This is a genomic window from Nocardia sp. NPDC056100 (assembly GCF_042266325.1).
GTDB lineage: Bacteria > Actinomycetota > Actinomycetes > Mycobacteriales > Mycobacteriaceae > Nocardia.
This window is the reverse complement of sequence record NZ_JBHJVY010000001.1, coordinates 1624883-1650167: the sequence shown is the minus strand read 5'-3', so window position 1 is coordinate 1650167 and position 25285 is coordinate 1624883. Positions and strand designations below refer to the sequence as shown.

Genomic DNA, 25285 nt, shown 5'->3' with positions numbered 1-25285 from the left:
GTCCTCGTCGAGGACAGTGCAGCCCGTCTCCGGATACGTTCCGCGCGGCGGTCACACACTCAACGCAAAACCGGGTCCACCCCGTGTGGGCTGCTGAATTGCGCCGTGACCACTCAGGCTTTCCCGTGTGGAAGGCCGCCATCGAAAGGCACAGCTCATGGCTGTTCGTATCAAGCTGACCCGTCTGGGCAAGATCCGCAACCCGCAGTACCGCATCGTCGTCGCCGATGCCCGTACCCGTCGTGACGGCCGCGCGATCGAGTCCATCGGCATCTACCAGCCGAAGGAAGAGCCCTCGCTCATCCAGATCGATTCCGAGCGCGCGCAGTACTGGCTGGGTGTCGGCGCGCAGCCGACCGAGCCCGTGCAGCGTCTGCTGGAGATCACCGGCGACTGGCAGAAGTTCAAGGGCCTGCCGGGCGCCGAGGGCACCCTGAAGACCAAGGCCGCCAAGCCGTCCAAGCTGGACCTGTTCAACGCCGCGCTGGCCGCCGCCGACAGCGAGCCCACCACCGAGGCCGTCACCCCGAAGAAGAAGGCCGCCAAGAAGGAGGAGGCCGCCGAGGCTTCCACCGAGGCTGCCGAGACCCCGGCTGCCGAGTAATGACGGCCGTCGTCGCCGATGCCGTCGAACATCTGGTTCGCGGCATCGTCGCCAATCCGGACGATGTCCACGTCGAGCTGATCACCAGCCGTCGTGGCCGGACCGTCGAGGTGCATGTGCACCCCGATGATCTGGGCAAGGTGATCGGGCGCGGTGGACGTACCGCGACCGCACTGCGCACCCTCGTCGCCGGTATCGGCGGTAAGGGTATTCGCGTCGACGTGGTCGACACGGATCAATAGATGGAACTCGTCGTCGGGCGGGTCGCCAAATCGCACGGTGTGCGTGGCGAACTCGTCGTAGAGGTCCGCACCGACGAGCCGGATCTGCGTTTCGCGCCCGGCAGCACCCTTTCGGGGCGGCTGCCGCGCGCGAAGCAGACCCAGAAGTACGTAGTGGAGTCGGCTCGGGAGCACTCGGGCCGGCTTCTCGTGCGTCTGGACGGGCTCGTCACGCGTGAAGCCGCGGATGCGTTGCGCGGCATGCTTTTCGTGATCGACACCGCCGATCTGCCGCCCTCGGAGGATTCGGACGAGTACTACGATCACGAACTCGAAGGTCTCACCGTGCAATTGGGTGACGGCACCGTCGTGGGCAAGGTCCGCGAGGTGCTGCATTCCGCTGCGGGAGAACTGCTTTCGATCACCGCGGCCGAGGGCTTCCCGGGTCCCGCGGGCCGAGAAATCCTGGTGCCCTTCGTGAATGCGATGGTCCCGACCGTATCGATCGCCGACTCTCTGATCGTCATCGATCCGCCCGAGGGTCTGCTGGATCCGGAGTGAGCGCGATGCGAATCGACGTCGTCACGATCTTCCCCGAATATCTGGAGCCGCTGCGAACGGCCTTGCTGGGCAAGGCAATCGACAAGGGGCTGCTGGAAGTCGGCGTACACGATCTGCGTGACTGGACGCACGACGTGCACAAGGCCGTCGACGACACCCCGTACGGCGGCGGGCCCGGCATGGTCATGAAACCCACCGTGTGGGGTCCGGCGCTGGATGACGTCTGCCCCGACGACGCCTTACTGGTGGTGCCCACCCCCGCCGGTGTGCCGTTCACCCAGCGCACCGCCGAAAGATGGTCCACCGAAAAGCATTTGGTGTTCGCCTGCGGTCGCTACGAAGGCATCGATCAGCGCGTCTTCGAGGACGCCGCCCGGCGCGTGCGCGTCGAAGAGGTCAGCATCGGTGACTACGTGCTGATCGGCGGCGAGGCCGCGGTGCTCGTCATGACCGAGGCCGTGGTGCGATTGATGCCCGGCGTGCTCGGCAATAAGCAGTCGCACGAACAGGATTCGTTCTCCGACGGACTCCTGGAGGGCCCCAGCTACACCCGCCCGGTGTCCTGGCGTGAACTCGACGTCCCTGACATCTTGCTCTCGGGCAATCACGCCAAGATCGATGCTTGGCGTCACGAACAGTCGCTGGAGCGCACCCGCGCCCGCCGCCCCGATCTGCTGCCGCCCGACGGCGAATAATCTTCGCGCAGTTCGCTTTGTTGCCGTTCAGGCGCGGCGTTTATCGGTTTTAGGTGCGGCACTGTGCGAGCCTGTCGCCGCACGACGGTAGTGTCTGCGGGCGTGACGATAGCCTCCGAACCTGTCAGCGCAGACACCGTCAGCTCCACCGGAACCGGAACCGTCCGCCTAGCCAGTGTCGGCCGCCGTATCGCCGACGAACTGGGGGTGCGGGAAGAACAGGTGCGTGCCGCCGTCGAACTCCTCGACGCGGGCTCCACCGTTCCGTTCGTGGCCCGGTACCGCAAGGAGGTCACCGGCGGTCTGGACGACGCGCAACTGCGCCAACTCGATGAGCGCCTGAACTACCTGCGCGAACTCGACGACCGCCGCGGCTCGATCATCGAATCCATCCGGGGCCAGGGCAAACTCGACGACGCGCTGCACGCGCAGCTCATGCTCGCCGACACCAAGGCCCGGCTCGAGGACATCTACCTGCCGTACAAGCCCAAGCGGCGCACCAAGGCGCAGATCGCGCGCGAGGCCGGGCACGAGCCCGTCGCCGACGCCCTGATCGGCGATCCTGCCACCGATCCCGCGCAGTACGACGCCGAACAGCTCGACGGCGCGCGGTCCATCCTGGTGGAGCGTTTCGCCGAGGACGCCGATCTGGTCGGTGAACTGCGCGAACTCATGTGGAATCGCGGGCAGATCAGCTCCAGCGTGCGCGCGGGCAAGGAAGAGGCGGGCGCGAAGTTCGCCGACTACTTCGAATTCAGCGAACCGTTCTCCAAACTGCCCTCGCACCGCATCCTGGCGCTGTTGCGCGGTGAGAAGGAAGAGGTGCTCACCCTGCACCTCGAGGCCGACACCGAAGAGCCGGAGCCCGGCGAGCGCACCGTCTACGAGGGCCGCATCGCGCACAAGTTCGGTATCGCCGCACAGGGCCGCCCCGCCGACACCTGGCTGCTGGACACCGTGCGCTGGGCCTGGCGCACCAAGCTCCAGGTGAGCATGGGCATCGATATCCGGATGCGCCTGCGCCAGAGCGCCGAACGCGACGCCGTCGACGTGTTCGCCATGAACCTGCGCGATCTGCTGCTCGCCGCACCGGCGGGCACCCGCACCACCATGGGCCTGGACCCGGGCTTCCGCACCGGTGTGAAGGTCGCCGTGGTCGATGCCACCGGTAAGGCCGTCGCCACCGAGGTCATCTACCCGCATACCGGTCAGACCGAGAAGTCCCTGGCGGTACTGGGCGCACTGGTCGCGCGGTTCAAGGTGGAGCTCATCGCCATCGGCAACGGCACCGCCTCCCGTGAGACCGATGCCCTTGCCGCCGAACTCATCTCGCGCATTCCGGAGAACAAGCCCACCAAGATCGTGGTCTCCGAAGCGGGTGCGTCGGTGTACTCCGCCTCGGCCTACGCCTCGGTGGAACTGCCCGATATGGATGTCTCGCTGCGCGGTGCGGTCTCCATCGCGCGCCGCCTCCAGGACCCGCTGGCCGAGCTCGTGAAGATCGACCCCAAGTCCATCGGCGTCGGCCAGTACCAGCACGACATCTCCGAAACGCTGCTGGCCCGCTCGCTCGGCGCGGTTGTCGAAGACGCCGTGAACGCCGTCGGTGTGGACGTCAACACCGCCTCGGTGCCGCTGCTGTCCCGCGTCTCCGGTATCACCGGTTCGGTCGCGGAAAGCATTGTGGCGCACCGCGATGCCAACGGCCCGTTCCGCAGCCGCACCGCACTGTTGAGCGTGCCGCGCCTGGGCCCCAAGGCTTTCGAACAGTGCGCGGGCTTCCTGCGCATTCGCGGCGGCGACGATCCGCTGGACACCTCCTCGGTGCACCCCGAGGCATACCCGGTGGTCCGCCGCATGCTCGAGGCCAGCGGTCGCGGTATGCACGAACTCATCGGCAACACCACGGCATTGCGCGCCCTGCGCCCCGCCGACTTCACCGATGAGCGTTTCGGTGTTCCGACGGTCACCGACATCATCGCCGAGCTCGAGAAGCCGGGCCGTGACCCGCGCCCCGAATTCAAGACCGCCGAATTCGCGGCTGGCATCGAGAAGGTCGCGGATCTCAAGCCCGGCATGGTGCTCGAAGGCGTGGTCACCAACGTGGCTGCCTTCGGTGCCTTCATCGATGTCGGCGTGCACCAGGACGGTCTCGTGCACGTCTCCGCCATGTCCCACAACTTCGTGAAGGACCCCCGCGAGGTCGTCAAATCCGGCGATGTCGTGAAGGTCAAGGTCATGGAGGTGGACGTGCAGCGTCAGCGCATCGGCCTCTCGCTGCGCCTCGACGATGAGCCCGGCGCGCCCAAACCCGAACGCGGCGAAGGACGTCCGCGCGGTGGCCAGGGCGGCGGCGCACGTCAGGGCGGCCAGGGCGGTGGCAACCCGCGCGGCCAGGGCGGCGGCGCACGCGGCAACCAGGGCGGAGGCCAAGGCGGCAATGCCCGTGGCGGTCAGGGTGGCGGCGCACGCCAGGGCGGCGGTAACCGTCCGCAGGCCGCCCCGAGCGGCTCGATGGCCGATGCCCTCCGCCGCGCGGGCTTCGGCAAGTAGATCTCGCACGCAGATGCGGTGGCACGGGTAATCCCGAGAGGAGCCCACGCCACCGCATCGGCGCTCGTCCGCGAACCCCGCGGCGAAGTAACCACCGGGGGTCGACCGCCTGTGCGGCCTCGTGCCTCGGCCCGGCGGTCACCGCTGACCGGCTCGTCCGTGCCGGTGCCTTTTGTCTTGTTCCCCGTTGGTTCGGGTTCACGGAGCGGCTGACGGCGGGGTGCAGAATGGCGTTGACGTGGGCACTCCCGAGGCGTCGCTACGCTCGGTCGTGACCTTGCCGGCGCGACGGATCGTGGAGACGAGACTGGGATGAAGGGTTTGCACCGCTGGTGGGAGCACGACGTCGTGGAGAACGGGCGGCTACCGCTGGCCTGCCTGCTACTCGGCTTCATCGTCGGTTTCATCCTGATTCGAATCAGCGTGCGGCTCATTCGCAAACAGGTGCGCTGGTGGCCCGGCAATGTCCGCGCGGGCGATGTGCACATCCACCACATGGTGTTCGGCGTGATCCTGGTGCTGGGTTCGGGCGTCACGCTGGTGACGCTGTACGACAGCAGCAGCGGTGTGGTCGGCGCGGTGGCGGCGGTCTTCGGCGTCGGCGCGGCCCTGGTGCTCGATGAGTTCGCGCTCATCTACTACCTGCGTGACGTGTATTGGGAAGAGCAGGGCCGTACTTCGGTGGACGCCGTATTCGTCGCGGTCGCGGTCACCGGTTTGCTGCTGCTCGGTTTCCATCCGCTGTGGCTGCTCGATATCAATGATTTCCGGCGCGATCCCGGGACCGCCGAGCGCACCCTGATCGCCGCGTTCGCGGTGGTGAATCTGCTGCTCGCCGCCATCGTCATCGCCAAGGGCAAGATTTGGACCGGCCTGTTCGGCATGTTCTTCCCGCCGCTGCTGGTGGTCGGCGCACTGCGGTTGAGCCGTCCGGGTGCGCCGTGGGCGCGCTGGCGATACGGCAACCGCCGCGGCCGCATGCGGCGCGCGATCGTGCGGGAGCGCAAATATCGGCGGCCGGTGATCCGGGCCAAGATCTTCCTGCAGGATCTGGTCGCGGGTAGCCCGGATGTCGCGCATGTGCGCAGGGCCGCCGAAGAAGAGTTGGTGCGCACCGTCGTTCCGGCCCCATCGGCCCCGTTACCCACGCCACACCTGGGTAGCAGAAAGATTGCTGACTGACGGTCGGCATGCCAGGGTTGGGCATGGGCTACGTTGTCGGCGATTACCTGCTCGATCGGCTCCACGAACTCGGCGTCACCGAGATATTCGGTGTCCCAGGCGATTTCAACCTGCAATTCCTGGATCACGTGATCGAGCATCCGGGTATCCGATGGGTCGGCAGCGCCAATGAACTCAATGCCGGATACGCCGCGGACGGGTACGCGCGATTGCGCGGCATCGGCGCGGTGGTCACCACCTACGGCGTCGGTGAGCTCAGCGCCGTCAACGCCATCGCCGGTAGCTACGCCGAGTACGTGCCCGTCGTGCATATCGTCGGCGTGCCCGCCAAGGACATTCAGGCCAATCACCGCATCATCCATCACACGCTCGGTGACGGCGATTTCCATCATTTCCGGCGGATCGCCGCCGAAGTGACCTGTGCGCAAGCCGATCTCGGCGCGGCCGATGCCTGTCAGGAAATCGATCGGGTGCTGAATTCGGTGCTGGTGCACCGACGTCCCGGATATCTCATGCTCGCCACCGATACCGCGCGCATCGAGGTGAGTCCGCCGACCACGCCCCTCGCCCCGCCCGCCGACTTCAGCAGTGCCGGTGCGCGAACGGCTTTCACCGCGGCGGCCCGCGAATTCCTGGCCGATCGCCGGGTGACGGTGCTCGCCGACGTCTTCGTCAATCGCATCGGCGCGACGGATCAGCTGCGCGGTTTGCTGGCCGCCGGTGATCTGCCGTACGCGACGCTCGCTTGGGGCAAAACCCTCGTCGATGAATCGACGCCGAACTTCCTGGGCGTCTACACCGGTGCGGCCTCACCGGAAACCGTGCGCGCGGCCGTGGAGGATTCCGAGCGATTGGTGACCGTCGGCGTGCAGTACACCGACAGCATCACCGCCGGATTCAGTCATCGCATCGATGCGCGGCGCACCATGGAAATCGGCCCGGAGCGCACGGTCATCGGCGGTGTGGACGCGTACGCCCCGCTCTCGCTCCCGGCGGCGCTGGAGATTCTCACCGAAATAGCCGCTGAATTCGCGGCCCCGGACAAGACCACCCCCACCGCCGATGTCATCCCCGCCGTCACCGATCCCGGTGACACCCCGCTCACCCAGGCGACCCTGTGGCCGCTCATCGCCGGAGCCCTGGACAACAACAATGTGGTTGTCGCGGACCAGGGTTCGGCCTTCTTCGGCCTGGCCACCCTGCGCATGCCGAGCGGTATCACCTTCATGGGCCAGCCGCTCTGGGGTTCCATCGGCTACGCCCTGCCCGCCGCGCTCGGCGCCGGGCTGGCCTGTCCGGATCGGCGCGCGGTGCTGGTGATCGGTGACGGCGCGGCCCAGCTCTCGATCCAGGAGCTCGGCACCTGGATTCGTGAGCGACTGACCGGTGTCATCGTGCTGGTCGACAATGACGGCTACGCCATCGAACGCGCCATCCACGGCCCGGCCGCCCCGTACAACGACATCGCGCCCTGGCGCTGGTCCGAACTCCCGCACGCGTTCGGCGGCGATGAGGATTCGGTGCTCACCCTGCGCGCGACCACGGTCGGTGAACTCCGCGAATGCCTGGAGGTAGCCGCGGCCGCCCAGGACTGCCTGGTCTTCCTCCAGGTGGTCACCGGCCGCACCGACTATCCGCCGCTGGTGTCCGATATCGCCTCGGCCATCACCCGCGCGAACAGTCGCTCCTGACCGCCTCGTACGCTGATCAGGTGGTTCGGCGGTGGACCCCCGATTACAGCGCGGGCGGTTCCGTCTGGCACAATGCTCAGGTTGCCTTGGACGTGTTCGAGTGTTGAACACGGCTGCCGGGGCACCGCCCAATATCCGGAGCACGAACCGGTAGAGCATCTCCCTTCCGGGCAGGTAGCCACCAGGTTCCTCTGTTCGCGCGAATCCATATAAGGACGGAAATGAACACCCTCGACTTCGTCGACGAAAAGTCGCTGCGCACCGACATCCCGGCGTTCCGCCCGGGTGACACGGTCAACGTGCACGTGAAGGTTATCGAAGGCAACAAGGAGCGCATCCAGGTCTTCAAGGGCGTCGTGATCCGCCGCCAGAACGGTGGCATCCGCGAGACCTTCACCGTGCGCAAGGTGTCGTTCGGTGTCGGCGTGGAGCGCACCTTCCCGGTGCACTCGCCGAACATCGATCACCTCGAGGTCGTCACCCGTGGTGACGTCCGCCGCGCGAAGCTGTACTACCTGCGCGATCTCCGTGGCAAGGCCGCGAAGATCAAGGAAAAGCGCTGATATAGCTTTTCGCTCCGAACGCCGAGTAGCCCGGCACCGCATGGTTCTTCGCGGTGCCGGGCTACTCTGTTCCGGTGGCAGACGAGAGCGAGTCGGTGACGGTGTCCGGTGCGGACGACAGCGGTCGGGCAGCGGATGCGCCGACGCCCAAGCCGAAGAAGAAGCAGCGGCCGTTCTGGCAGGAACTGCCGATGCTCATCGGCATCGCCGCGGTCATCACGGCGCTGGTGGTGACATTCATCGGACGGCCGTACGTGATTCCGTCGCAGTCGATGGAACCCACCCTGCACGGCTGCGCGGGCTGTACCGGCGACCGCATCTACGTGCAGAAGCTGAGCTACTACTTCGGTGATCCCAAACCGGGTGACGTGGTGGTGTTCGTCGGCCCGACCGACGACTGGAACAAGCACTACACCTCGATCCGCTCGAAGAACACCGTGATGCGCGGGGTGCAGAACTTCTTCTCGTTCTTCGGCCTGGTGCCGCCGGATGAGAACGATCTGGTCAAGCGGGTCATCGCGACCGGCGGGCAGACCGTGCAGTGCTGCGACGCGCAGGGCCGAATCCTGGTGGACGGCAAGCCACTCGACGAGCCGTACGTGAAGTTCAACAATAAATTCGATCCCGAGCACCCGGATGTCCCGTTCAACGCGGGCGGCCGCGCGTTCGGCCCGATCAAGGTGCCGAACGGCAATCTGTGGGTGATGGGCGACAACCGCGCCGAATCCGCCGACTCGCGCTATCACATGCGTGATGAACTGCAGGGCACCGTGCCCGTGGACGATGTGCGCGGTAAGGCGGTCTACAAGATCTGGCCGCTGGGCCGGATCGGATTCGTGAAGTCGCAAGACCCGCAGACCAACTGAGCTCGAGCGGGATAATCGACCGGTGGGGAAGATGGCGAACGGTGGCGTGGCGCGCAAAACGCGCGGCGGCAAGAAGATTCAGCCGATCGAACGCGGCGATTGGCCGCCGCGCGTCGTCATGCGGCGCGCGGGCGGGCTACGCACTCTCGAGGCGGCGTTGATCCGCAGCGGACTGGGTCCGGTCGCAGGCGTCGACGAGGCGGGCCGCGGTCCGTCCGCCGGACCGCTGGTGGTGGCGGCCTGTCTGCTGGCACCCAAGGCGTACACCTCGCTGTCCGGGCTCGATGACTCCAAGAAGCTCACCGAGGCCGCGCGCGAGGAGCTGTTCCCGATCATCAAGCGGGTCGCGCTGGCCTGGAAGGTGATCGTCATCCCGGCCTGGGAGATCGACTCCATCGGTATTCACGTCGCCAATATCGAAGGCATGCGGCGTGCGGTGGCCGGACTGGACCCGACCCCCGGGTACGTTCTCACCGATGGGTTCCGGGTGCCCGGGCTGCCGGTGCCGTCGCTGCCGGTGATCGGCGGCGACGCGACGGCGGCCTGCATCGCCGCGGCGAGCGTGCTCGCCAAGGTCACCCGGGACCGCATGATGGTCCAGCTCGACGAGCAATTCCCCGGCTATGGTTTCGCCGGTCACAAGGGCTACAACACGCCCGAACACACCGAGGCCCTGCGGCGGTTGGGCATCACCAGTGAGCACCGGCGGTCCTGGCGCAATGTGCGGGAGACCGGCCGGGTGGCTACCGATACCGCGTATGCGGGATGATGTCCGTACACCCAGTTGGGCGACAAGGAGGACGTTCCACCCGATGAGCGCCGAGGATCTCGAGAAGTACGAAACCGAGATGGAACTCTCGCTATATCGCGAGTACAAGGACATCGTCGGCCAGTTCTCATATGTGGTGGAGACCGAGCGCCGCTTCTACCTGGCAAATACGGTCGAGCTGCGGCCGCAGAACGCCGATGGCGAGGTGTACTTCGAGGTGCGCATGTCCGATGCGTGGGTCTGGGATATGTACCGGCCCGCCCGCTTCGTGAAGCATGTTCGCGTCATCACCTTCAAAGATGTCAATATCGAAGAGCTGGAGAAGCCTGACCTGCGGCTTCCGGAGTAATCCACAGCCTTCCGTCATCCACAGGCAGTCTGTTTCCGCAGGTCGGCATGGCCGGGTCCGTCATGGGCCCGGCCATGCTGGCTGAATGGGAGACAATCTCGCGCTCGGAGCGCATGGGGAGGAGCTGGCGGCGCGGTATCTGAGCGCCGCCGGGATGGAGATCGTTGCCCGCAATTGGCGATGCCGGTACGGGGAACTGGATCTGATCGGGCGGGACGGTGAGGGGATCACCGCCTTCGTCGAGGTGAAGACCCGGCGCAGTCGCGCCTTCGGCCCGCCCGCCGAGGCGGTCACCTTTCTCAAACAGCAGCGCATTCGGCGGCTGGCCCTACTGTGGCTGCACGAACAGCGGGGGCCGTGGCGGCGGGTCCGGTTCGATGTGGTGTCGGTGCTGATGCGGCCCGGTACCGAACCTGTGATCGAACACCTCAAGGCGGTGTTCTGAGATGCCTTTGGGGAGAGCGTTTTCCGTGGCGGTGGCCGGGGTGGACGGAACCCTGGTGGAGATCGAGGCCGATATCGGCCAGGGGTTGCCCTCGGTGCATCTGGTCGGGCGGCCCGATACGACACTGCAGGAATCCCGGGATCGGGTGCGCGCGGCGGTCAGCAATACGGGGGAGAAGTGGCCGGACGGGCGGGTCGTCCTGGCCCTGTCACCGGCGACCCTGCCCAAGGTGGGCTCGGTCTATGACCTGGCCCTGGCCGCCGCCGTGCTGGACGCGGCGGGCACCATTCCGGCGCATCGGCTGGCCGATACGGTGCTGCTGGGCGAACTGGCCCTGGATGGCCGGGTGCGCCGTGTGCGCGGCATCCTGCCCGCGGTCCTCGCCGCCCGAACCGCCGGTCGCGCCACCGTCGTGGTGCCGACGGCCGCCCTGCCCGAGGCCGGGCTGGTGGACGGTATCCGGGTGCTGGGCGCGTCCACCCTCGGTGAACTGCTGGATTGGCTGCGCGGCACCTTCGACCTGGCCCTGCCCGCACCCGCCTCGCCGCCGCTGCTGCCACCCGTCGGCGATCTGCGCGAGGTGGTCGGCCAGGACGAAGCCCGCTGGGCATTGGAGGTGGCTGCCGCGGGCGGCCACCACCTGCTACTGACGGGTCCGCCGGGCATAGGCAAAACCATGCTGGCCCAACGCCTTCCGGGCCTGCTGCCACCGCTGCGCGAACGCGAATCCCTGGAGGTGACGGCCATCCATTCGGTGGCGGGCATCCTCTCCGACGATCACCCGCTGATCTTCTCGCCGCCCTTCGTCGCGCCGCACCACTCGTCCTCGGTCGCGGCGATGATCGGCGGCGGCTCGGGCTCGGCCCGCCCGGGAGCGGCCAGCTGCGCCCATCGCGGCGTCCTCTTCCTCGACGAATGCGCCGAGATAGGTACCAAGGTGCTGGAGGCGCTCCGAACTCCCTTGGAGGAGGGCGAAGTTCGCATAGCCCGCCGCGACGGCGTAGCCCGCTATCCGGCCAGATTCCAACTGGTCCTGGCGGCGAACCCGTGCCCTTGCGCCCCCGCCCGCGATATCGACTGCATCTGCGCCCCTTTGGCCCGCCGCCGCTATCTCGGCAAGCTCTCGGGGCCATTGTTGGACCGCATAGACCTGGCAGTTCAAATGCACGCCCAATCCGCGGGCGCCTTCAGCGGGGAGGAAGTCGAAAGCAGCGAGGCTGTTCGAGCACGCGTAGCCGTCGCCCGCGACGCCGCCGCCGAACGCTGGTCCGCCCTGGGTTTATCCACCAATGCCGAAGTCCCGGGCCACATCCTGCGCCAGAAATTCCGCCTCCCCCGCGAGGCCCTCGCCCCCGTCGAAAACGCCCTCCGCCACGGCCGCATGTCCGCCCGCGGCGCGGATCGTGCCATCAGAGTCGCCTGGACCGTCTGCGACTTACGCGGCGGCGACCTCCCCACCGCCCAGGACATCCTGCAAGCCTTGAACTTCCGCCAGCGAGGTGCCGCATGAGTGACCACCGGCCCCACGGTCCCGCCCGGGGTGGACTGGATTCCGCACCTGAACCGCAATGCGGCGCAGCCGAATCCGGCAAGAGCCACGATGAGCGGCGCTTGGCATGGGTCTATCTGTCGCGGGTGGTGGAAGGGCCCTGTGCCGCACTGAGTTCGCTCATCGAGTCGGTGGGGGTGGTGGAGGCGGCGCGGGCGGTGCGTACATGTGCGCTGCCGGAAGTGTTGCGCGGGCCCACCGAATCGCGGCGGGGGACCGAGCAGGCCGAGGCGGATTTGGCGTTGATGGATCGGCTTGGGGGACGGGTGATTACGCCGGATGATGCGGAGTGGCCCGCGTGGCGGATGCTGGGATTGCGACAGTTGGATCCGGAGCAGGATGAGGCCGCCGCTGTGCCGCTGGTGTTGTGGGCGCGGGGGCCGCGTTCGCTGCTGGAGTGCACCGAGCGGGCCGTTGCCGTCGTCGGTGCGCGGTGCAGCACCGGGTATGGGAATCACGCGACGGGGGAGATCGCCGGGGAACTCGCGGTGCGGGGGTGGACGGTGGTGTCGGGGGCTGCCTTCGGGATCGATGGGATGGCGCATCGGGCGGCGCTCGCGGTGGGCGGGTGCACGATCGCGGTGCTCGGATGTGGGGTCGACCGGCCGTATCCGGTGCAGCATGATCATCTGCTGGCCGAGATTGCCGCCACGGGGCTGGTGGTCAGCGAATATCCGCCCGGGACCGGTGCGCGTAAGCATCATTTCCTGGCGCGGAATCGACTCATCGCGGCCTTGGCGGACACCGTGGTCGTGGTGGAGGCGGGTGCGCGCAGTGGGGCGCGCAATACCGTGAAATGGACTCGGCGACTGGGACGTCCGGCGTTGGCGGTGCCCGGGCCGATCACCTCCGCGGCTTCGGTGGGGTGTCATCGCATGATTCGGGAGGGGGAGGCGTTTCTGGTCACCAGCGCGGCGGACATTCTCGATGAGGCTGGGCCGCTGCGACTTTCGCTGCCGGGGAAGGTGCCGTCCGCGCCGGAGGACAACCTGTCCGATGAGGAGGCGCTGATCTATGCGGCATTGCCCGCGGTCGGGTCGCGGGTGCCGCGGTCGTTGGTCGCGGAGACCGGCCTCTCGATGCCCGCGGTTCGCGCGACGCTGTCCGGTCTGGAGATTTCCGGGCTGGTGGCCTGTGATGACTCCGGTTGGTACCGCCTGAACCAGTCCGCGCCGGTCGGTGCGCAGGCGATAGTGGCCGAACACGATCGGCATCGTTGAACCGCGTCGCGGCGCGATGGCACCTGGGCCCTACGGTGACGGCGGCGCGGGAACTTGCTTTGCGGGAGGGGGAGGGTGAACGTGGGGGGATGAGTGGACTGCCCGAGGATCTGGAGGCCTTGCTGACCGAGTACGGGCGGCATCTGCGGCTGGGGCGGAATCGGTCGGAGCATACGGTGCGGGCCTATTCGGGGGATGCGCGATCGCTGCTGGAGCATTTGGTGGCGCGATCGGCGGATTCCGGTGTGGCGGAAGTGGATCTGGCGCTGTTGCGGTCCTGGCTGGCGGAACAGTCGGCGGGCGGTGCGGCCCGCACCACCATGGCGCGGCGGACATCCTCGGCCCGCACTTTCACGGCTTGGCTGACACATACCGGGAAGCTCGGGGTGGATCCCGGACCGCGGCTGGGTTCGCCCAAGGCGCATCGGGTACTACCCGCGGTGCTCGGCCGGGAGCAGGCGCGGGCCGCCATGGACGCGGCGGAATCCGGTGCCGCACAGCATGATCCGATGGCTCTTCGAGACCGCTTGATCGTGGAGATGCTGTACGCCACCGGAATTCGGGTGAGCGAACTGTGCGGCCTCGATATCGACGACGTCGACCGGGAGCGCCGCCTCGTACGCGTACTCGGCAAGGGCAACAAGGAGCGCGCGGTGCCATTCGGCCTCCCCGCCGATCAAGCCCTCGACGCCTGGCTGCGCTACGGCCGTGCTTCCCTGGCGATCCCGGAGTCCGGTCGCGCCCTCCTGCTCGGCCGTCGCGGCCGCCGACTCGATCAACGCCAAGCCAGAACCGTTGTGCACGAGGTGATTTCCGCGATCCCCGGTGCCCCCGATATGGGCCCGCACGGTTTCCGCCACACCGCCGCCACCCACCTCCTCGAGGGCGGCGCGGACCTGCGCGTAGTCCAGGAGATCCTCGGCCACGCCAGCCTCGCCACCACCCAGCTCTACACCCACGTCTCCATCGACCGCCTCAAGAAGGCCCACGACCAAGCCCACCCCCGCGCATGACCGCCGATCTTCTCGGGAGGCCGCGCGACCGGGCACACTCGCGCGCATGACTGTTCATCGGTTTCCCGGCTCGGTCGATCTGCTGCCCGGCGCGGCGAATTCGGCGGTGATACTGCATGTTCCGCACTCTTCGCGCGTGATTCCGCCCGCCGTCCGCGCCGATATCCTGCTCGATGAGCGGGCGCTCGCGGACGAGCTGGATCACATCACCGACGCGCATACCGAGCGGATTGCCGCCATCGCGGCGGGACTCGCTCCGGTGCGGCCCTGGCGGTTCGTGAATCTGCTGTCACGGCTGGTGGTCGACCCGGAGCGTTTCCCGGATGAGCGGGAGGAGATGCTCGCGGTGGGTATGGGCGCGGTGTACACGAGGACTGCGCATCGGGAAGCCTTGCGCGCCGCGGACTTCGACCCGGAACCGCTGCTGGGCGAGTACTTCCGTCCATATGCCCGGGCGATGGCCGACGCGGTGGCCGATCGGATCGCGGCCACCGGCCGGGCCGTCATCATCGATGTGCACTCGTATCCGGCCGAGCCGCTGCCGTATGAGCTGCACGGTGACGGCGTTCGCCCGCCGATCTGTTTGGGTGCGGACGACTTTCACACGCCATCGCGGCTGACGGCCCGCGCCGCCGAGATTTTCGCCGAATTCGGGGGAGTGGGCATCAACAGCCCCTTCGCGGGTACCTACGTACCCCTGGACCGGTATGGAACAGATGCGCGCGTCACCGCGTTGATGCTGGAAATCAGGCGGGATACCTATATGAGCGAACCCGGTGGCCCGCCCGGAGCCGGTCTGGAACGCCTGGCGGTCGCGCTGGCCGCGCTGATCGATGAACTCTCGTAATCGACGCCATATCGAAGTCTATCGACGAGCTATCGTCAGCCGTGCTACGTTGAGTTAGGTAATCCTAATAATGGAGGTGGCTCCTTGGCTCGCGCCCGCACAACCTTTGTCGTCCAGAACACCATTCGCCTGTCCGAGCACCTGATTCGCGTCCACCTCGGCGGTCCGGGCTTCGCCGCGTTCGAGCCGAACGCGTTCACCGATGCCTACGTGAAGCTGGCCTTTCCCGGCCCCGACGGCGACACCATGCGCACCTATACCGTGCGCTCGATCGATACCGCCGCTCAGGAGATCGCCATCGATTTCGTCTATCACGGCGATGAGGGCGTGGCCGGTCCCTGGGCCGCCGCCGCCGAACCCGGCGACACCATCGATCTGCTCGGCCCGGGCGGCGCCTACGCCCCGCGCCCGGACGCCGACTGGCATCTGCTCGCGGGTGACGACTCCGCGCTCCCCGCAATCGCCGCGGCCTGTGCCGCGCTGCCCGCCGACGCGGTGGGCCGGGTATTCGTCGAAATCGCCGGGCCTGCCGACGAACTCGCGTTCGTTTACCCCGAAGGCGTGAAGCTGACTTGGATTCACCGCGGCGACGCCGCTCCGGGCGAGCTTCTCGCCGCTGCCGTGCGCGCCGAACCCTGGCTCGACGGCCAGGTTCAGGTCTTCATCCACGGTGAAGCCCAGGCGGTCATGCACGACCTGCGTCCCTACATCCGCAAGGAACGCGGCATCACCGCCGAATGGGCCTCGTCCATCTCCGGCTACTGGCGTCGCGGCCGCACCGAAGAGGGCTTCCGCCGCTGGAAGTCCGACCTTGCCGAGGCCGAAAAGGCCACTCCCGCAGGGGTTTAGCGCACGGCCCTGGCCAGGCGCACCGCCTCGGCTCAGTGCGGCGCGGTGCCCTGCTCCGGTTCGGGCTTGCGCTTGGCGGTCCGGTCACAGGACCTGACCGTCATGATGTAGCGCCAGGCGAACCAGCGCTGAATGAGCCGGACCACCGGCCCGCCCGCCCGGACGTACCAGGCTCCGGGACGGGAGAACGCCGCGATCACCCCGTACACCGATTCGTCGGTCGGGTCGTACTCGATCGCGAACAACTCCTCACCGCTTTCGGGGTGCCCCGGCAGGGTGCCGTAGGCGAAGCCGCGGCGATTCGGCTCGTCCACGACGTACACCACCCGGCAGGGTGCGGTGATTCCCAGCGGGCCGATACCCAATCGCACCGTGAGCTCGGTGCCCGGTTCGGCGGTGGGGGTATCCGCCGCGACGAAAATCCCTGTTCCGCGCTGCATCTCGTATTCGAGGACCTGGCTGGCCGCATGGTTGAACATGGGCCTGCCGGAGCCGATGCGGCGGCGCATTCGGAAGTGGTGATAGCCCTTCGGGAAGTCGCCGGTGGTCGCGCCGACATCGGGATAGGTGAAGGGGATGGTGGCGGGTTCGTGCGGCATGTCCTACATCCTGGCCTCAGTTGGCCTCGAGTGGTTTGAGTCGGATGGGCGTTCGATGAATCAGGCCCAGCGGGTCCAGATAATCACGGGAGCGGCGTGCTCCCCAGTGCAGGCAGGCCGCGACCGGGCAGCCGTCGTGCCCGCGATTCAGTACGCCCACGACCGCGCCGCGATTCACGGTGCGGCCCAATGGGATTGACGGGGTGACGGGTTCGTAGGTGGTGCGCAGTCCACCGGGATGATCGATGGAGACTACCGGTTTCCCGGCGATGATTCCCGCGAACGCGATGGTTCCCCCGCCCGCCGCGAGCACCTGCTGTCCGGGCGTTCCGGCGAGATCCACCCCGCGATGTCCGGGCAGCCAATTCCGCTCGGGTTTGTCGAAGGCGCGCACGACCGCCGGCCGCGGTCGTAGCGGCCAATCGAATTCGCCCGGCGCGGCCCAGCATGACGGTGCGAAGACGATCGGCCCGAGCAGCAGCACGGGCAACCAGCCGAAGATGATCGGCGTGAGCCGTCGCAACGGGAGCCGGGCGAGAACGATCGACACGAGAGGGCGCATGCGTTCACTGTGCGCGTCCACGCCCGCCGCCGGACTACCGTGAATGACGAATGTGGATAGCCCGCGCGATGTGAATACCGCGCGATTGACATGCTCGAAACCGGCTGGACCAGGTGTTTCGAATAGGCCGCCGCGCACGCGAAAAGGAGAACAGGCATGGGCTCCGCCGAGCCGTCCGGAAATTCCGCGAACGCGGATCCGGCCGTGAGCGACCACGATATCGCCGCCAAGGCCCGGATCGAAGAGCTCATCGAGGTCGGCGAAACCGAACTCGACTACCGCTTCACCCTCGCCAACGAACGCACCTTCCTTGCCTGGATGCGCACCGCCCTGGGGCTGCTCGCCGGTGGCGTCGCCGTGCATGAACTGGTGAAACCCTTTCGCCACCACGGTGTCCGCTCGGCCGTCGCGCTGAGCTGCATCGTGCTGGCGGGCATCATCGCGCTCGGCGCGTACGGCCGCTGGCGGCATGTGCAGTCCGCCATGGAGCGCGGTGGCACGATGCCGCGCACGCTCATGGTCCCGATTCTGGCCGCCGGTATCGCGATCATCGCGGTGCTCGCGGGTATCGGCCTGCTGCTGTCGTGACCACTCCCGAGGCGGGTCTGGCCGCCGAGCGCACCGCCCTGGCCTGGCGGCGCACCGCGATCGCGTCGATGGCCAATGCGGTGCTGTTCCTCAAGGCCGCGTTCAGCAGTGATTGGCGTCCGGTGACGGTGGCCGCGTTCCTGGCCACGATCGCATTGCTGGTGGTCACGGCTGTTTGTGTGCGCCGCGGTCAGGTGCTGCATTCGCATCGAAAAGGCGCGTGGGACAGGGGTGATCGCGGTATTGCCGCGGTCGCCGTCGCGGTGGGTGGCGTGGTTGCCGTCGCATTCGTGCTCGCGCTCGAATATGCGATCCTGGAGAAGTAAGTATTGCCAGGTCAGCCCCCTTCTGTTAGGGCCGATTTCGGCCTGGGGTGACGGCACCGTAAACTGATCCAGCGGTTTGCTTGAACGCAATCCGACTTCGCGCGCCCACATCGAGGGTCGTCGGCTGGTCCCCCAGATTTTTCATTGGCGGGTTCCGAGGGCTGTGGGCGCCAGGGCAGAGATCGCCGATTTCTGCGTCAACCAGCAATGAAAGGGTTACGGGGCCATGCCTGTCGTAACAATGAGGCAGCTGCTCGACAGCGGCGCGCACTTCGGACACCAGACCCGTCGGTGGAACCCGAAGATGAAGCGTTTCATCTTCACCGACCGCAACGGCATCTACATCATCGATCTGCAGCAGACGCTGACCTACATCGACAAGGCCTACGAGTTCGTCAAGGAGACTGTCGCCCACGGTGGCACCGTCCTCTTCGTCGGTACCAAGAAGCAGGCCCAGGAGTCGATCGCGGCCGAGGCCACTCGCGTCGGCATGCCCTACGTGAACCAGCGCTGGCTGGGCGGCATGCTCACCAACTTCGGCACCGTGCACAAGCGCCTTCAGCGTATGAAGGAGCTCGAGGCCATGGAGCAGACCGGTGGCTTCGAGGGTCGCACCAAGAAGGAAATCCTCATGCTGACGCGTGAGAAGAACAAGCTCGAGCGCACCCTCGGCGGCATCCGGGACATGGCCAAGGTTCCCTCGGCCATCTGGGTCGTCGACACCAACAAGGAGCACATCGCCGTCGGTGAGGCTCGCAAGCTGAACATCCCGGTCATCGCGATCCTGGACACCAACTGCGATCCCGACCTGGTCGACTACCCGATCCCGGGTAACGACGACGCGATCCGTTCGGCCGCGCTGCTGACCCGCGTTGTGGCTTCCGCCGTCGCCGAGGGCGTGCAGGCTCGTGCCTCGCGTGCCGCCGGTGACTCCAAGCCCGAAGCCGGCGAGCCGCTCGCCGAGTGGGAGCAGGAACTGCTGTCGTCGGCCACCCCGGCCGCCGAGGCTGCCGCTGAGGCCCCCGTCGAGACCGCGGCCGAGGCCGCTGTCGCCGAGGTCCCCCCGGCCACCACCCCGGCTGATTTCTGAGCCGCGTCACACGCAGTTAGTTCACCCTGCCGCCCCTTCCTGTTCGGAAGCGGGCGGCATGGTGTGACAAACCCACAGACTCACACTGAGGAGGCTCGCCGCCATGGCGAACTACACCGCCGCTGACGTGAAGAAGCTTCGCGACCTCACCGGCTCCGGCATGATGGACTGCAAGCGGGCGCTCGAGGAGAACGACGGCGACTTCGATAAGGCCGTCGAGACCCTGCGCATCAAGGGCGCCAAGGACGTCGGCAAGCGCGCTGAGCGCGCCACCGCCGAGGGCCTGGTCACCGCCGCTGACGGCGTGCTGATCGAGATCAATTCCGAGACCGACTTCGTCGCCAAGAACGCAGAGTTCCAGGAACTGGCCAACGCGGTCGTCGCCGCTGCCGCCAAGGCCCGCCCGGCCGACCTGGATGCGCTCAAGGCTGTCGACCTGGGCGGCAAGACCGCCGATCAGGCCGTGCAGGAGCTGGCCGCCAAGATCGGCGAGAAGCTCGAACTGCGTCGCGTCGTCTCCTACGACGGCCCGGTCGCGACCTACCTGCACAAGCGTGCCACCGATCTGCCCCCCGCCGTCGGCGTGCTGGTGCAGTACACCGGTGACAGCGAAGCTGCCGCCGAGGCCGCCCGCGCCGCCGCCATGCAGGTCGCCGCGCTCAAGGCCAAGTACGTGACCCGCGATGAGGTCCCGGCCGAGCTGGTCGAGAAGGAGCGTTCGATCGCCGAGGCGACCGCGCGCGAAGAGGGCAAGCCCGAGGCCGCCCTCCCCAAGATCACCGAAGGTCGCGTCAACGGCTTCTACAAGGACGTCGTCCTGCTGGAGCAGCCGTCGGTCACCGACAACAAGAAGACCGTGAAGCAGCTCCTGGACGAGGCCGGTGCCGTTGTCACCGCCTTCTCCCGCTTCGAGGTCGGCCAGGCCTAACCCGCCTGCCAAACCCCAAAAGGCCCCTCGCCCATCATCTTTCGATGAGCGAGGGGCCTTTTGCCGTCCACAGGGTTCGCCGATTGATCAGCAGCCCATGTTGCCGTCTCGGCCGGTCATCATGGTTGATTCGAGAGATGTGCGCAGCCGTTGATACCGCCGCAGATGAGGATCATGAGGATTGTTCCGAATGGTCGCCAGATAGCGGACAGGATCGGAACGTCAGCGGCCGCGGCGCTCATCGAGCTGAGCAGATCGGTGGTGCGCGGGATGGTGACCGAGCCGAGGTTGATGGTTTCGCCCGATGTGTAGATGTTGTCGGCGGTGACCGCCGGCGCGGCGTCCAGCGGCACCTCCGCGACGGCCGACCCCGCGGCGGCCACCAGTGTGGCGGCGACCGCGAGCCCTGCGACCGCGCCTCGGATTCGAATGGTTGATTTCATCTGATCAGCCACCCTGCATTTCGCTTTGGATTGCATATGATTACGCGCCCTGGTGGTTGGTGGCGCAGGTGGTGCAGATGCCCGAGCCCGACAGCAGTGCCGAGAGAATCGGCGGCCAGATCAACTGCACGACAGAACTTCCCGCCGCCTCGGCGCTGAACGAACTGAAGTCGGGCAGGTGATTGGCTTGGGCCCAGCCGCTTTCGGAGTTCAGCAGGGGTCCGAGGAGATTGAACGAGCCGGTGGCCGAGCCCGCACCCGAACCGCTGGGGGCGTCGGCGACCGTGGCCGCGGGTGAGGTGTCGGCGGTTGGGGTGAGTGGGATATCCGCCGAGGCATGGCCCGCGGTCGTTATCAGGGCCGCCGCGATGGTCAGACCGGCTAGAGCCACCCGGGCCCGATTCTTGGTGTTCATAGGAGCAGATTAGTGAAATATTGCTATTTCAAATTGATTTCGCTCGGATCAGGCCGGGGTTCCGGCCGAGGCGGTGGCGCATGCGGTGCCGCCGCTGATCGAGTCCGCGCCGCAGATGGCACCGGCCAGGATGTTGAAGATCGGAGTGAGCAGGATTCGAATGCCGGAGCTGCCGCTGGCGGCCGCGCTGAGCGGGCTGACGTCGGGGAGGTTGTTGGCCTGTGCCCAGCCGCTGAAGCTCACCAGTGGGGCGGCGGCGGAGCCCAGCAGTACCGTGACGGGCGTTTCGGCCGGGGTCTCGGCGACGGTCGCGGCCGGTTCGGTGGCGGCGGGTGTGAGGGGGATATCGGCCGCGGCTTGGCCGGCGGTGGCCAGCACCCCGGCGGTGAGCAGCAGGGTTGCGAATCCGGTTCGGGCGGTTCGGGTTTCGACGATCATGCCCCGGCATCTTATTTGAAGCATTGAAGTTTCAATTCGATTGGACCGCCCCGATTTCTCGGGGCATGGCTCCGCGGTTATTCGCCGGGGTCGCAGCCGCCCGCCATGCACCCCGCGCTGCCGCTGGCGGCCAGCAGGTTCCAGATGAGGTTTCCGAAGGGGGCCCAGAGCGCTTGGGCGAGTGGGTTCTTCGGGATTTCCGCGCTGAGGGTGGAGGAGCCGGACGAGGAGCCCGAGGATGTGAGTGCGGCGGTGGCGGGTGTCGCGGCGATGGTCAGTGCCGCGACGGCCGCGAGACCGCCGACGAGAGCGCGGGCAGCGATGCCCGCAGGGGTATGAGTCGTGCTGTTCATTGGGCGACGATATTTGAAGTATCTAAATTTCAGATAGATTCGGCGAATTTCGCGAGCATTCGAAAGTGCCGCGCGGTGCCGTCGGATGCCGTCCTTCAGATATTCCAGTCGGTGGCGCGCAGCCAGCCGTTCAGGTCGAGCAGTTCCGGATATGCCGCGCGCAGGGCGACGAGATCGACCGGGGCCTGGGGGTGGGTATTGAAATGCGCGAACATCTTGGCGACCTGTTCGTCGAAGGCGCGGATCTGTTCGATCGGGATCTGTACTGTGCGCGGGGTCAATCCGGCTGCGCGGCCTAGGATTTCGGCGATCTGCGGGGGTGTCAGGACGTCTCCGGCCAGGATCAGGGTGCGGCCGAGGAACTCGTCGGGGCGGTCGAAGGCGATGGCGGCGAAGCGGCCGATATCGTTGATGGCGATTAGCGGCATGGGAATCTCCGGGGCTACCGCGAGGGCTAGCACCAGGTCATCGCCGTCGCGGGTGGGCTTGTTGTAGGTGGCGAAATTGTCCATGAACAGCACCGGGCGCAGGATCGTCGCGGGCAGGGCGAGTTCGCGAATCCGCTCCTCGATGCGTTCCTTGGACCGGTAGTACTCGATACCGGAGTCGGTGCCCGCCCCGCTGAGCGAGCTGTACACCAGGTGCTCGATGCCGAGTTCCCCGGCCAATTCGGCGATGCGTCGCCCGCGCCGCTCCTCATCCGCGACGGCGGCGAGGCTGATGTTCACCCCGGACATCATGGTCAGCATGAGGAAGACCCCGTGCGCGCCGTCCATGGCCTTGCGCAGTGAATCCTCGTCGTCGAGGTCGCCCACCATCAGTTCCGCGCCTGCCGCGCGCAGTGCGACGGCCTTGGGCGCTTCCGGATCGCGGACGAAAGCCCTTACCGGCCAACCCCGTTCGAGTAGCGCGGTGGCGGTGGCCCCGCCCTGGCGGCCGGTGGCTCCGATGACCAGAATCGGTGCGGTGTGCGCGGTCATTGTGTACTCCCTTGAGTCCCTGCGGATTTCGTTCTCCCGTTGGTAATGACGCTACGAAGTCGGGCACGGTGCTGTCCTGGTAGCGATACTGCTACCCAGAGCACGGTGCGAGGGGGAGTCGAAGTGGTAAGTGGCAGAAGTGGCCCCGGTTCGGCCCGCCGGTCGCAATTGGCCGAGTTCCTGCGGGCGCAGCGCGCACAGTTGCAGCCCGCCGATGTCGGGCTGCTGCCTTACGGCGAGCCCGCGCGGCGGCGGACGCCGGGATTGCGGCGTGAGGAGGTGGCCGAACTCTCCGGGGTGGGTCTGACCTGGTACACCTGGCTCGAACAGGGCCGCGATGTGGCCGCCAGCCGCCAGGTGATCGACGCGCTGGCGCGCACCCTGCGCCTGAACGCCGATCAGCACCGCCACCTGCGCTTTCTGGCCGGTTTCTCGGAACCCGAGGAGCTGCCCGCGCACGGGGACAGTGCGCGAATGCAACGACTGGTCGACGCCGTGCTGCCCAATCCCGCCTCGGTGTACGACGGCGGCTTCGACTATCTGGTCTGGAACAGCGCCTATGTGCGGCTGCGTCATGATCCGCTGGATACGCCGGTCGAGCGCCGCAATCTGCTGTGGATGATGTTCACCGACAACGACAATCGCGCGCGCATGCCCGGCTGGGAGGGGGCCGCGCGGGCGGTGCTGAGTCAATTGCGCGATGCCATGGGCCGTCGTCCGGAGGATCCCCGGCTCACCGAATTGGTGGCCGGATTGCGAACGGAGAGTCCGGAATTCCGGAGCTGGTGGGCGGAGTATCCGGTGCGGCGTTTCCGGCCCGCCACCATTTCGATCGCCCATCCCGGCGTGGGCCCGATCGAGCTGGAATTGTTCCAATCGCGCCCGGTGGACGATCCGGAATTGCTGCTGGTCGTGCAGATTCCCGCCACCGAAACCGCCGCGGCGCGGCTCGCCGAGCTGATGCGCGCTCCCGAAACGGGGTAGGCGGTACAGAATTTCTTACGCTGTGCGAGGGTCGCCTCACCCGCGCCCGGGCGCGTGAGGCAGGATATATGGAGCTTGCCACCGTCCCCGCATGATGCGCTGTGCCGGGATGGTCTTTTTCATGTGCGTGGCTACGCATCACCGCGAAGGACAAGGAGACCGATGACGGACCCGGATACGGCCCCCGACCGCAAGGGCTATCGCCGAGTGCTCCTGAAGCTGGGTGGCGAGATGTTCGGTGGAGGCAAGGTCGGTCTCGATCCCGATGTGGTGCAGGCGGTTGCGGAGCAGATCGCGGAGGTCGTCGAGGACGGCGTCCAGGTCGCGGTGGTCATCGGCGGCGGTAATTTCTTCCGCGGCGCCGAACTCGAGGAGCGCGGTATGGAACGCGCCCGCTCGGATTACATGGGCATGCTCGGCACCGTGATGAACAGCCTTGCGCTGCAAGACTTTCTGCAGAAGCAGGGGATCGACACCCGGGTGCAGACCGCCATCACCATGGGTCAGGTCGCCGAACCGTATCTCCCGTTGCGCGCCAAGCGGCATCTGGAGAAGGGCCGCGTGGTGATCTTCGGCGCGGGTATGGGCATGCCGTACTTCTCCACCGACACCACCGCGGCCCAGCGTGCGCTGGAGATCGGCGCGGAGGTGGTGTTGATGGCCAAGGCGGTCGACGGTGTCTTCAACGCCGATCCGCGCGAGGATCCCAATGCCACCATGTTCACCGAGATCACCCATAAAGAGGTGCTCGAACAGGGTCTGAAGGTGGCCGACGCCACCGCGTTCAGCCTGTGTATGGACAACCAGATGCCGATGCTGGTGTTCAATTTGTTGACGAAGGGCAATATCGCCCGCGCGGTCGCCGGTGAGAAGATCGGCACGCTGGTCCGTTCGTGACCGCCAGAAGAACGAATGACGCTGTGGAGGAAACGCCGTGATTGAAGAAGCGCTCTTCGACGCCGAGGAAAAGATGGAGAAGGCCGTCTCGGTGGCGAAGGACGACCTGGGTTCCATTCGGACCGGTCGCGCGAATCCGGGCATGTTCTCCCGGATCGTTATCGACTACTACGGGTCGCCCACGCCCATCACCCAGGTTGCCAGCATCAGCTCGCCCGAGCCGCGCATGCTGATCATCAAGCCCTATGAGCAGGCGCTGCTCAAGGAGATCGAGACGGCGATCCGCAATTCGGATCTGGGTGTGAACCCGACCAACAATGGCGACATCATTCGCGTGCAGGTTCCGCAGCTCACCGAGGAGCGGCGCCGTGAAATGGTGAAGCAGGCCAAGTCCAAGGGTGAGGACGCCAAGGTCGCGATCCGCAATGTGCGGCGCAAGACCATGGACGAGCTGGGTCGCATCCAGAAGGATGGCGAGGCCGGTGAGGACGAGGTCGGTCGCGCCGAGAAGGATCTGGACAAGACCACCGCGAAGTACGTTGGCAGTGTCGACGAGCTGGTGAAGCACAAGGAAGCCGAACTGCTGGAGGTCTAGCGGTTCTGGGCGCGGGCGCTTGGAGTCCGGGCACGGCTGCTCGATATCTGGGAACGGACGACCGGCGGTGTCGGCCGGGGGTAGGGACGAACGGACGACAAGTGAGCGAC

General features: G+C 66.9%; 31 protein-coding genes. 24 read left to right on the top strand and 7 right to left on the bottom strand.

From position 1 onward, the window contains the following. The first annotated feature begins 157 nt into the window (after positions 1 to 157). From rpsP to ACFC0O_RS07530, 17 genes are all read left to right on the top strand, one after another. On the top strand, positions 158 to 604 hold the full coding sequence (rpsP, locus tag ACFC0O_RS07610; protein ID WP_364630590.1) for a 30S ribosomal protein S16: 447 nt from the start codon (positions 158 to 160) through the stop codon (positions 602 to 604). Further along, entirely contained in the window at positions 604 to 846 is a 243-nt protein-coding gene (locus ACFC0O_RS07605; RefSeq protein ID WP_067574801.1) for an RNA-binding protein, read from the top strand. Before rpsP ends, ACFC0O_RS07605 begins: the two co-directional genes overlap by 1 nt. Beyond that, positions 847 to 1386, top strand: coding sequence for a ribosome maturation factor RimM (gene rimM, locus ACFC0O_RS07600; RefSeq protein WP_375954682.1), 540 nt, complete (start codon positions 847 to 849; stop codon positions 1384 to 1386). Between the two features lie 5 nt (positions 1387 to 1391). After that, positions 1392 to 2081, top strand: coding sequence for a tRNA (guanosine(37)-N1)-methyltransferase TrmD (gene trmD / locus ACFC0O_RS07595; protein WP_375956036.1), 690 nt, complete (start codon positions 1392 to 1394; stop codon positions 2079 to 2081). Between the two features lie 108 nt (positions 2082 to 2189). Then, on the top strand, positions 2190 to 4634 hold the full coding sequence (locus tag ACFC0O_RS07590) for a Tex family protein (RefSeq protein WP_375956033.1): 2445 nt from the start codon (positions 2190 to 2192) through the stop codon (positions 4632 to 4634). Between the two features lie 312 nt (positions 4635 to 4946). Beyond that, entirely contained in the window at positions 4947 to 5816 is an 870-nt protein-coding gene (locus tag ACFC0O_RS07585) for a hypothetical protein (protein ID WP_375954680.1), read from the top strand. Between the two features lie 23 nt (positions 5817 to 5839). Further along, entirely contained in the window at positions 5840 to 7507 is a 1668-nt protein-coding gene (locus ACFC0O_RS07580; RefSeq protein WP_375954679.1) for an alpha-keto acid decarboxylase family protein, read from the top strand. A 221-nt stretch (positions 7508 to 7728) separates the two neighbouring features. Next, positions 7729 to 8070 (top strand): 50S ribosomal protein L19, encoded by a 342-nt coding sequence (gene rplS, locus ACFC0O_RS07575; RefSeq protein WP_364630604.1) that lies wholly within the window; start codon positions 7729 to 7731, stop codon positions 8068 to 8070. Between the two features lie 74 nt (positions 8071 to 8144). Further along, complete coding sequence (gene lepB, locus ACFC0O_RS07570; protein ID WP_375954677.1) at positions 8145 to 8936, top strand: signal peptidase I; 792 nt, start codon at positions 8145 to 8147, stop codon at positions 8934 to 8936. A gap of 31 nt (positions 8937 to 8967) precedes the next feature. Beyond that, positions 8968 to 9705: a ribonuclease HII gene (locus ACFC0O_RS07565; RefSeq protein ID WP_364632760.1), complete on the top strand. Its 738-nt coding sequence runs from the start codon at positions 8968 to 8970 to the stop codon at positions 9703 to 9705. 43 nt (positions 9706 to 9748) lie between these two features. Then, complete coding sequence (locus ACFC0O_RS07560; RefSeq protein WP_067514125.1) at positions 9749 to 10054, top strand: DUF2469 domain-containing protein; 306 nt, start codon at positions 9749 to 9751, stop codon at positions 10052 to 10054. An 85-nt stretch (positions 10055 to 10139) separates the two neighbouring features. Continuing rightward, complete coding sequence (locus tag ACFC0O_RS07555; RefSeq protein ID WP_375954674.1) at positions 10140 to 10499, top strand: YraN family protein; 360 nt, start codon at positions 10140 to 10142, stop codon at positions 10497 to 10499. Position 10500: 1 nt separating this feature from the next. Beyond that, positions 10501 to 12009, top strand: coding sequence for a YifB family Mg chelatase-like AAA ATPase (locus tag ACFC0O_RS07550; protein ID WP_364630611.1), 1509 nt, complete (start codon positions 10501 to 10503; stop codon positions 12007 to 12009). Further along, positions 12006 to 13268, top strand: coding sequence for a DNA-processing protein DprA (dprA, locus tag ACFC0O_RS07545; RefSeq protein ID WP_375954672.1), 1263 nt, complete (start codon positions 12006 to 12008; stop codon positions 13266 to 13268). Before ACFC0O_RS07550 ends, dprA begins: the two co-directional genes overlap by 4 nt. Before the next feature lie 89 nt (positions 13269 to 13357). Further along, entirely contained in the window at positions 13358 to 14281 is a 924-nt protein-coding gene (locus tag ACFC0O_RS07540; protein WP_375954670.1) for a tyrosine recombinase XerC, read from the top strand. A 46-nt stretch (positions 14282 to 14327) separates the two neighbouring features. Beyond that, positions 14328 to 15128 carry an N-formylglutamate amidohydrolase gene (locus ACFC0O_RS07535; protein ID WP_375954668.1) on the top strand — a complete coding sequence of 267 codons (801 nt, stop codon included), beginning with the start codon at positions 14328 to 14330 and terminating at the stop codon, positions 15126 to 15128. A gap of 84 nt (positions 15129 to 15212) precedes the next feature. After that, positions 15213 to 15977, top strand: a complete 765-nt coding sequence (locus ACFC0O_RS07530) for a siderophore-interacting protein (protein WP_375954667.1) — start codon at positions 15213 to 15215, stop codon at positions 15975 to 15977. A gap of 32 nt (positions 15978 to 16009) precedes the next feature. Here ACFC0O_RS07530 and ACFC0O_RS07525 read toward each other — a convergent pair whose 3' ends face one another. Continuing rightward, positions 16010 to 16576 carry a DUF1990 family protein gene (locus ACFC0O_RS07525; protein WP_375954665.1) on the bottom strand — a complete coding sequence of 189 codons (567 nt, stop codon included), beginning with the start codon at positions 16574 to 16576 and terminating at the stop codon, positions 16010 to 16012. A 16-nt stretch (positions 16577 to 16592) separates the two neighbouring features. Next, positions 16593 to 17138: a M23 family metallopeptidase gene (locus ACFC0O_RS07520; protein ID WP_375954663.1), complete on the bottom strand. Its 546-nt coding sequence runs from the start codon at positions 17136 to 17138 to the stop codon at positions 16593 to 16595. Between the two features lie 156 nt (positions 17139 to 17294). On the opposite strand from ACFC0O_RS07520, the gene ACFC0O_RS07515 reads away from it, so the two are divergent. The 4 genes from ACFC0O_RS07515 (at position 17295) to tsf (ending at position 20070) form a co-directional block, all read left to right on the top strand. Then, a complete protein-coding gene (locus ACFC0O_RS07515; RefSeq protein WP_375954661.1) occupies positions 17295 to 17726 on the top strand; it encodes a YidH family protein in 432 nt (143 codons plus the stop codon). Continuing rightward, positions 17723 to 18052 carry a DUF202 domain-containing protein gene (locus ACFC0O_RS07510; protein WP_364630633.1) on the top strand — a complete coding sequence of 110 codons (330 nt, stop codon included), beginning with the start codon at positions 17723 to 17725 and terminating at the stop codon, positions 18050 to 18052. The genes ACFC0O_RS07515 and ACFC0O_RS07510 overlap by 4 nt, the downstream gene beginning before the upstream one ends. Before the next feature lie 226 nt (positions 18053 to 18278). Next, positions 18279 to 19142, top strand: a complete 864-nt coding sequence (rpsB, locus tag ACFC0O_RS07505; RefSeq protein WP_364630636.1) for a 30S ribosomal protein S2 — start codon at positions 18279 to 18281, stop codon at positions 19140 to 19142. A 103-nt stretch (positions 19143 to 19245) separates the two neighbouring features. Beyond that, positions 19246 to 20070: a translation elongation factor Ts gene (tsf, locus tag ACFC0O_RS07500; protein ID WP_364630639.1), complete on the top strand. Its 825-nt coding sequence runs from the start codon at positions 19246 to 19248 to the stop codon at positions 20068 to 20070. Positions 20071 to 20189: 119 nt separating this feature from the next. Here tsf and ACFC0O_RS07495 read toward each other — a convergent pair whose 3' ends face one another. The 5 genes from ACFC0O_RS07495 to ACFC0O_RS07475 all read right to left on the bottom strand — a co-directional run bounded on the left by ACFC0O_RS07495 (position 20190) and on the right by ACFC0O_RS07475 (position 22699). Then, positions 20190 to 20513, bottom strand: coding sequence for a hypothetical protein (locus ACFC0O_RS07495; protein WP_375954659.1), 324 nt, complete (start codon positions 20511 to 20513; stop codon positions 20190 to 20192). 40 nt (positions 20514 to 20553) lie between these two features. Further along, the gene (locus tag ACFC0O_RS07490) at positions 20554 to 20928 is read right to left on the bottom strand and encodes a hypothetical protein (protein WP_375954657.1); all 375 of its coding nucleotides are present in this window, start codon (positions 20926 to 20928) and stop codon (positions 20554 to 20556) included. Between the two features lie 48 nt (positions 20929 to 20976). Further along, positions 20977 to 21366 carry a hypothetical protein gene (locus ACFC0O_RS07485; RefSeq protein ID WP_375954656.1) on the bottom strand — a complete coding sequence of 130 codons (390 nt, stop codon included), beginning with the start codon at positions 21364 to 21366 and terminating at the stop codon, positions 20977 to 20979. Positions 21367 to 21443: 77 nt separating this feature from the next. After that, complete coding sequence (locus ACFC0O_RS07480; protein ID WP_375954654.1) at positions 21444 to 21719, bottom strand: hypothetical protein; 276 nt, start codon at positions 21717 to 21719, stop codon at positions 21444 to 21446. A gap of 95 nt (positions 21720 to 21814) precedes the next feature. Next, complete coding sequence (locus ACFC0O_RS07475) at positions 21815 to 22699, bottom strand: NmrA/HSCARG family protein (RefSeq protein WP_375954652.1); 885 nt, start codon at positions 22697 to 22699, stop codon at positions 21815 to 21817. 123 nt (positions 22700 to 22822) lie between these two features. Between ACFC0O_RS07475 and ACFC0O_RS07470 the strand changes: the two genes are divergently transcribed. The 3 genes from ACFC0O_RS07470 (at position 22823) to frr (ending at position 25175) form a co-directional block, all read left to right on the top strand. Next, positions 22823 to 23683 (top strand): helix-turn-helix transcriptional regulator, encoded by an 861-nt coding sequence (locus ACFC0O_RS07470; RefSeq protein WP_375954650.1) that lies wholly within the window; start codon positions 22823 to 22825, stop codon positions 23681 to 23683. 162 nt (positions 23684 to 23845) lie between these two features. After that, positions 23846 to 24580, top strand: coding sequence for a UMP kinase (pyrH, locus tag ACFC0O_RS07465; RefSeq protein ID WP_067567919.1), 735 nt, complete (start codon positions 23846 to 23848; stop codon positions 24578 to 24580). A 37-nt stretch (positions 24581 to 24617) separates the two neighbouring features. Continuing rightward, on the top strand, positions 24618 to 25175 hold the full coding sequence (gene frr / locus ACFC0O_RS07460; protein WP_364630657.1) for a ribosome recycling factor: 558 nt from the start codon (positions 24618 to 24620) through the stop codon (positions 25173 to 25175). Positions 25176 to 25285 lie beyond the last annotated feature (110 nt).

Excerpts from the sequence above, each read along its gene's own strand:
- rpsP (WP_364630590.1), top strand. The coding sequence starts at position 158 with ATGGCTGTTCGTATCAAGCTGACCCGTCTGGGCAAGATCCGCAACCCG.
- ACFC0O_RS07525 (WP_375954665.1), bottom strand. The coding sequence starts at position 16,576 with ATGCCGCACGAACCCGCCACCATCCCCTTCACCTATCCCGATGTCGGC.
- rplS (WP_364630604.1), top strand. The coding sequence starts at position 7,729 with ATGAACACCCTCGACTTCGTCGACGAAAAGTCGCTGCGCACCGACATC.
- trmD (WP_375956036.1), top strand. The coding sequence starts at position 1,392 with ATGCGAATCGACGTCGTCACGATCTTCCCCGAATATCTGGAGCCGCTG.
- ACFC0O_RS07555 (WP_375954674.1), top strand. The coding sequence starts at position 10,140 with ATGGGAGACAATCTCGCGCTCGGAGCGCATGGGGAGGAGCTGGCGGCG.
- ACFC0O_RS07490 (WP_375954657.1), bottom strand. The coding sequence starts at position 20,928 with ATGAACACCAAGAATCGGGCCCGGGTGGCTCTAGCCGGTCTGACCATC.
- ACFC0O_RS07550 (WP_364630611.1), top strand. The coding sequence starts at position 10,501 with ATGCCTTTGGGGAGAGCGTTTTCCGTGGCGGTGGCCGGGGTGGACGGA.
- ACFC0O_RS07565 (WP_364632760.1), top strand. The coding sequence starts at position 8,968 with ATGGCGAACGGTGGCGTGGCGCGCAAAACGCGCGGCGGCAAGAAGATT.
- ACFC0O_RS07515 (WP_375954661.1), top strand. The coding sequence starts at position 17,295 with ATGGGCTCCGCCGAGCCGTCCGGAAATTCCGCGAACGCGGATCCGGCC.
- ACFC0O_RS07475 (WP_375954652.1), bottom strand. The coding sequence starts at position 22,699 with ATGACCGCGCACACCGCACCGATTCTGGTCATCGGAGCCACCGGCCGC.
- rimM (WP_375954682.1), top strand. The coding sequence starts at position 847 with ATGGAACTCGTCGTCGGGCGGGTCGCCAAATCGCACGGTGTGCGTGGC.
- dprA (WP_375954672.1), top strand. The coding sequence starts at position 12,006 with ATGAGTGACCACCGGCCCCACGGTCCCGCCCGGGGTGGACTGGATTCC.
- tsf (WP_364630639.1), top strand. The coding sequence starts at position 19,246 with ATGGCGAACTACACCGCCGCTGACGTGAAGAAGCTTCGCGACCTCACC.
- ACFC0O_RS07540 (WP_375954670.1), top strand. The coding sequence starts at position 13,358 with ATGAGTGGACTGCCCGAGGATCTGGAGGCCTTGCTGACCGAGTACGGG.
- ACFC0O_RS07605 (WP_067574801.1), top strand. The coding sequence starts at position 604 with ATGACGGCCGTCGTCGCCGATGCCGTCGAACATCTGGTTCGCGGCATC.
- ACFC0O_RS07495 (WP_375954659.1), bottom strand. The coding sequence starts at position 20,513 with ATGAAATCAACCATTCGAATCCGAGGCGCGGTCGCAGGGCTCGCGGTC.
- ACFC0O_RS07585 (WP_375954680.1), top strand. The coding sequence starts at position 4,947 with ATGAAGGGTTTGCACCGCTGGTGGGAGCACGACGTCGTGGAGAACGGG.
- ACFC0O_RS07560 (WP_067514125.1), top strand. The coding sequence starts at position 9,749 with ATGAGCGCCGAGGATCTCGAGAAGTACGAAACCGAGATGGAACTCTCG.
- rpsB (WP_364630636.1), top strand. The coding sequence starts at position 18,279 with ATGCCTGTCGTAACAATGAGGCAGCTGCTCGACAGCGGCGCGCACTTC.
- pyrH (WP_067567919.1), top strand. The coding sequence starts at position 23,846 with ATGACGGACCCGGATACGGCCCCCGACCGCAAGGGCTATCGCCGAGTG.
- ACFC0O_RS07485 (WP_375954656.1), bottom strand. The coding sequence starts at position 21,366 with ATGATCGTCGAAACCCGAACCGCCCGAACCGGATTCGCAACCCTGCTG.
- ACFC0O_RS07480 (WP_375954654.1), bottom strand. The coding sequence starts at position 21,719 with ATGAACAGCACGACTCATACCCCTGCGGGCATCGCTGCCCGCGCTCTC.
- ACFC0O_RS07520 (WP_375954663.1), bottom strand. The coding sequence starts at position 17,138 with ATGCGCCCTCTCGTGTCGATCGTTCTCGCCCGGCTCCCGTTGCGACGG.
- ACFC0O_RS07580 (WP_375954679.1), top strand. The coding sequence starts at position 5,840 with ATGGGCTACGTTGTCGGCGATTACCTGCTCGATCGGCTCCACGAACTC.
- ACFC0O_RS07535 (WP_375954668.1), top strand. The coding sequence starts at position 14,328 with ATGACTGTTCATCGGTTTCCCGGCTCGGTCGATCTGCTGCCCGGCGCG.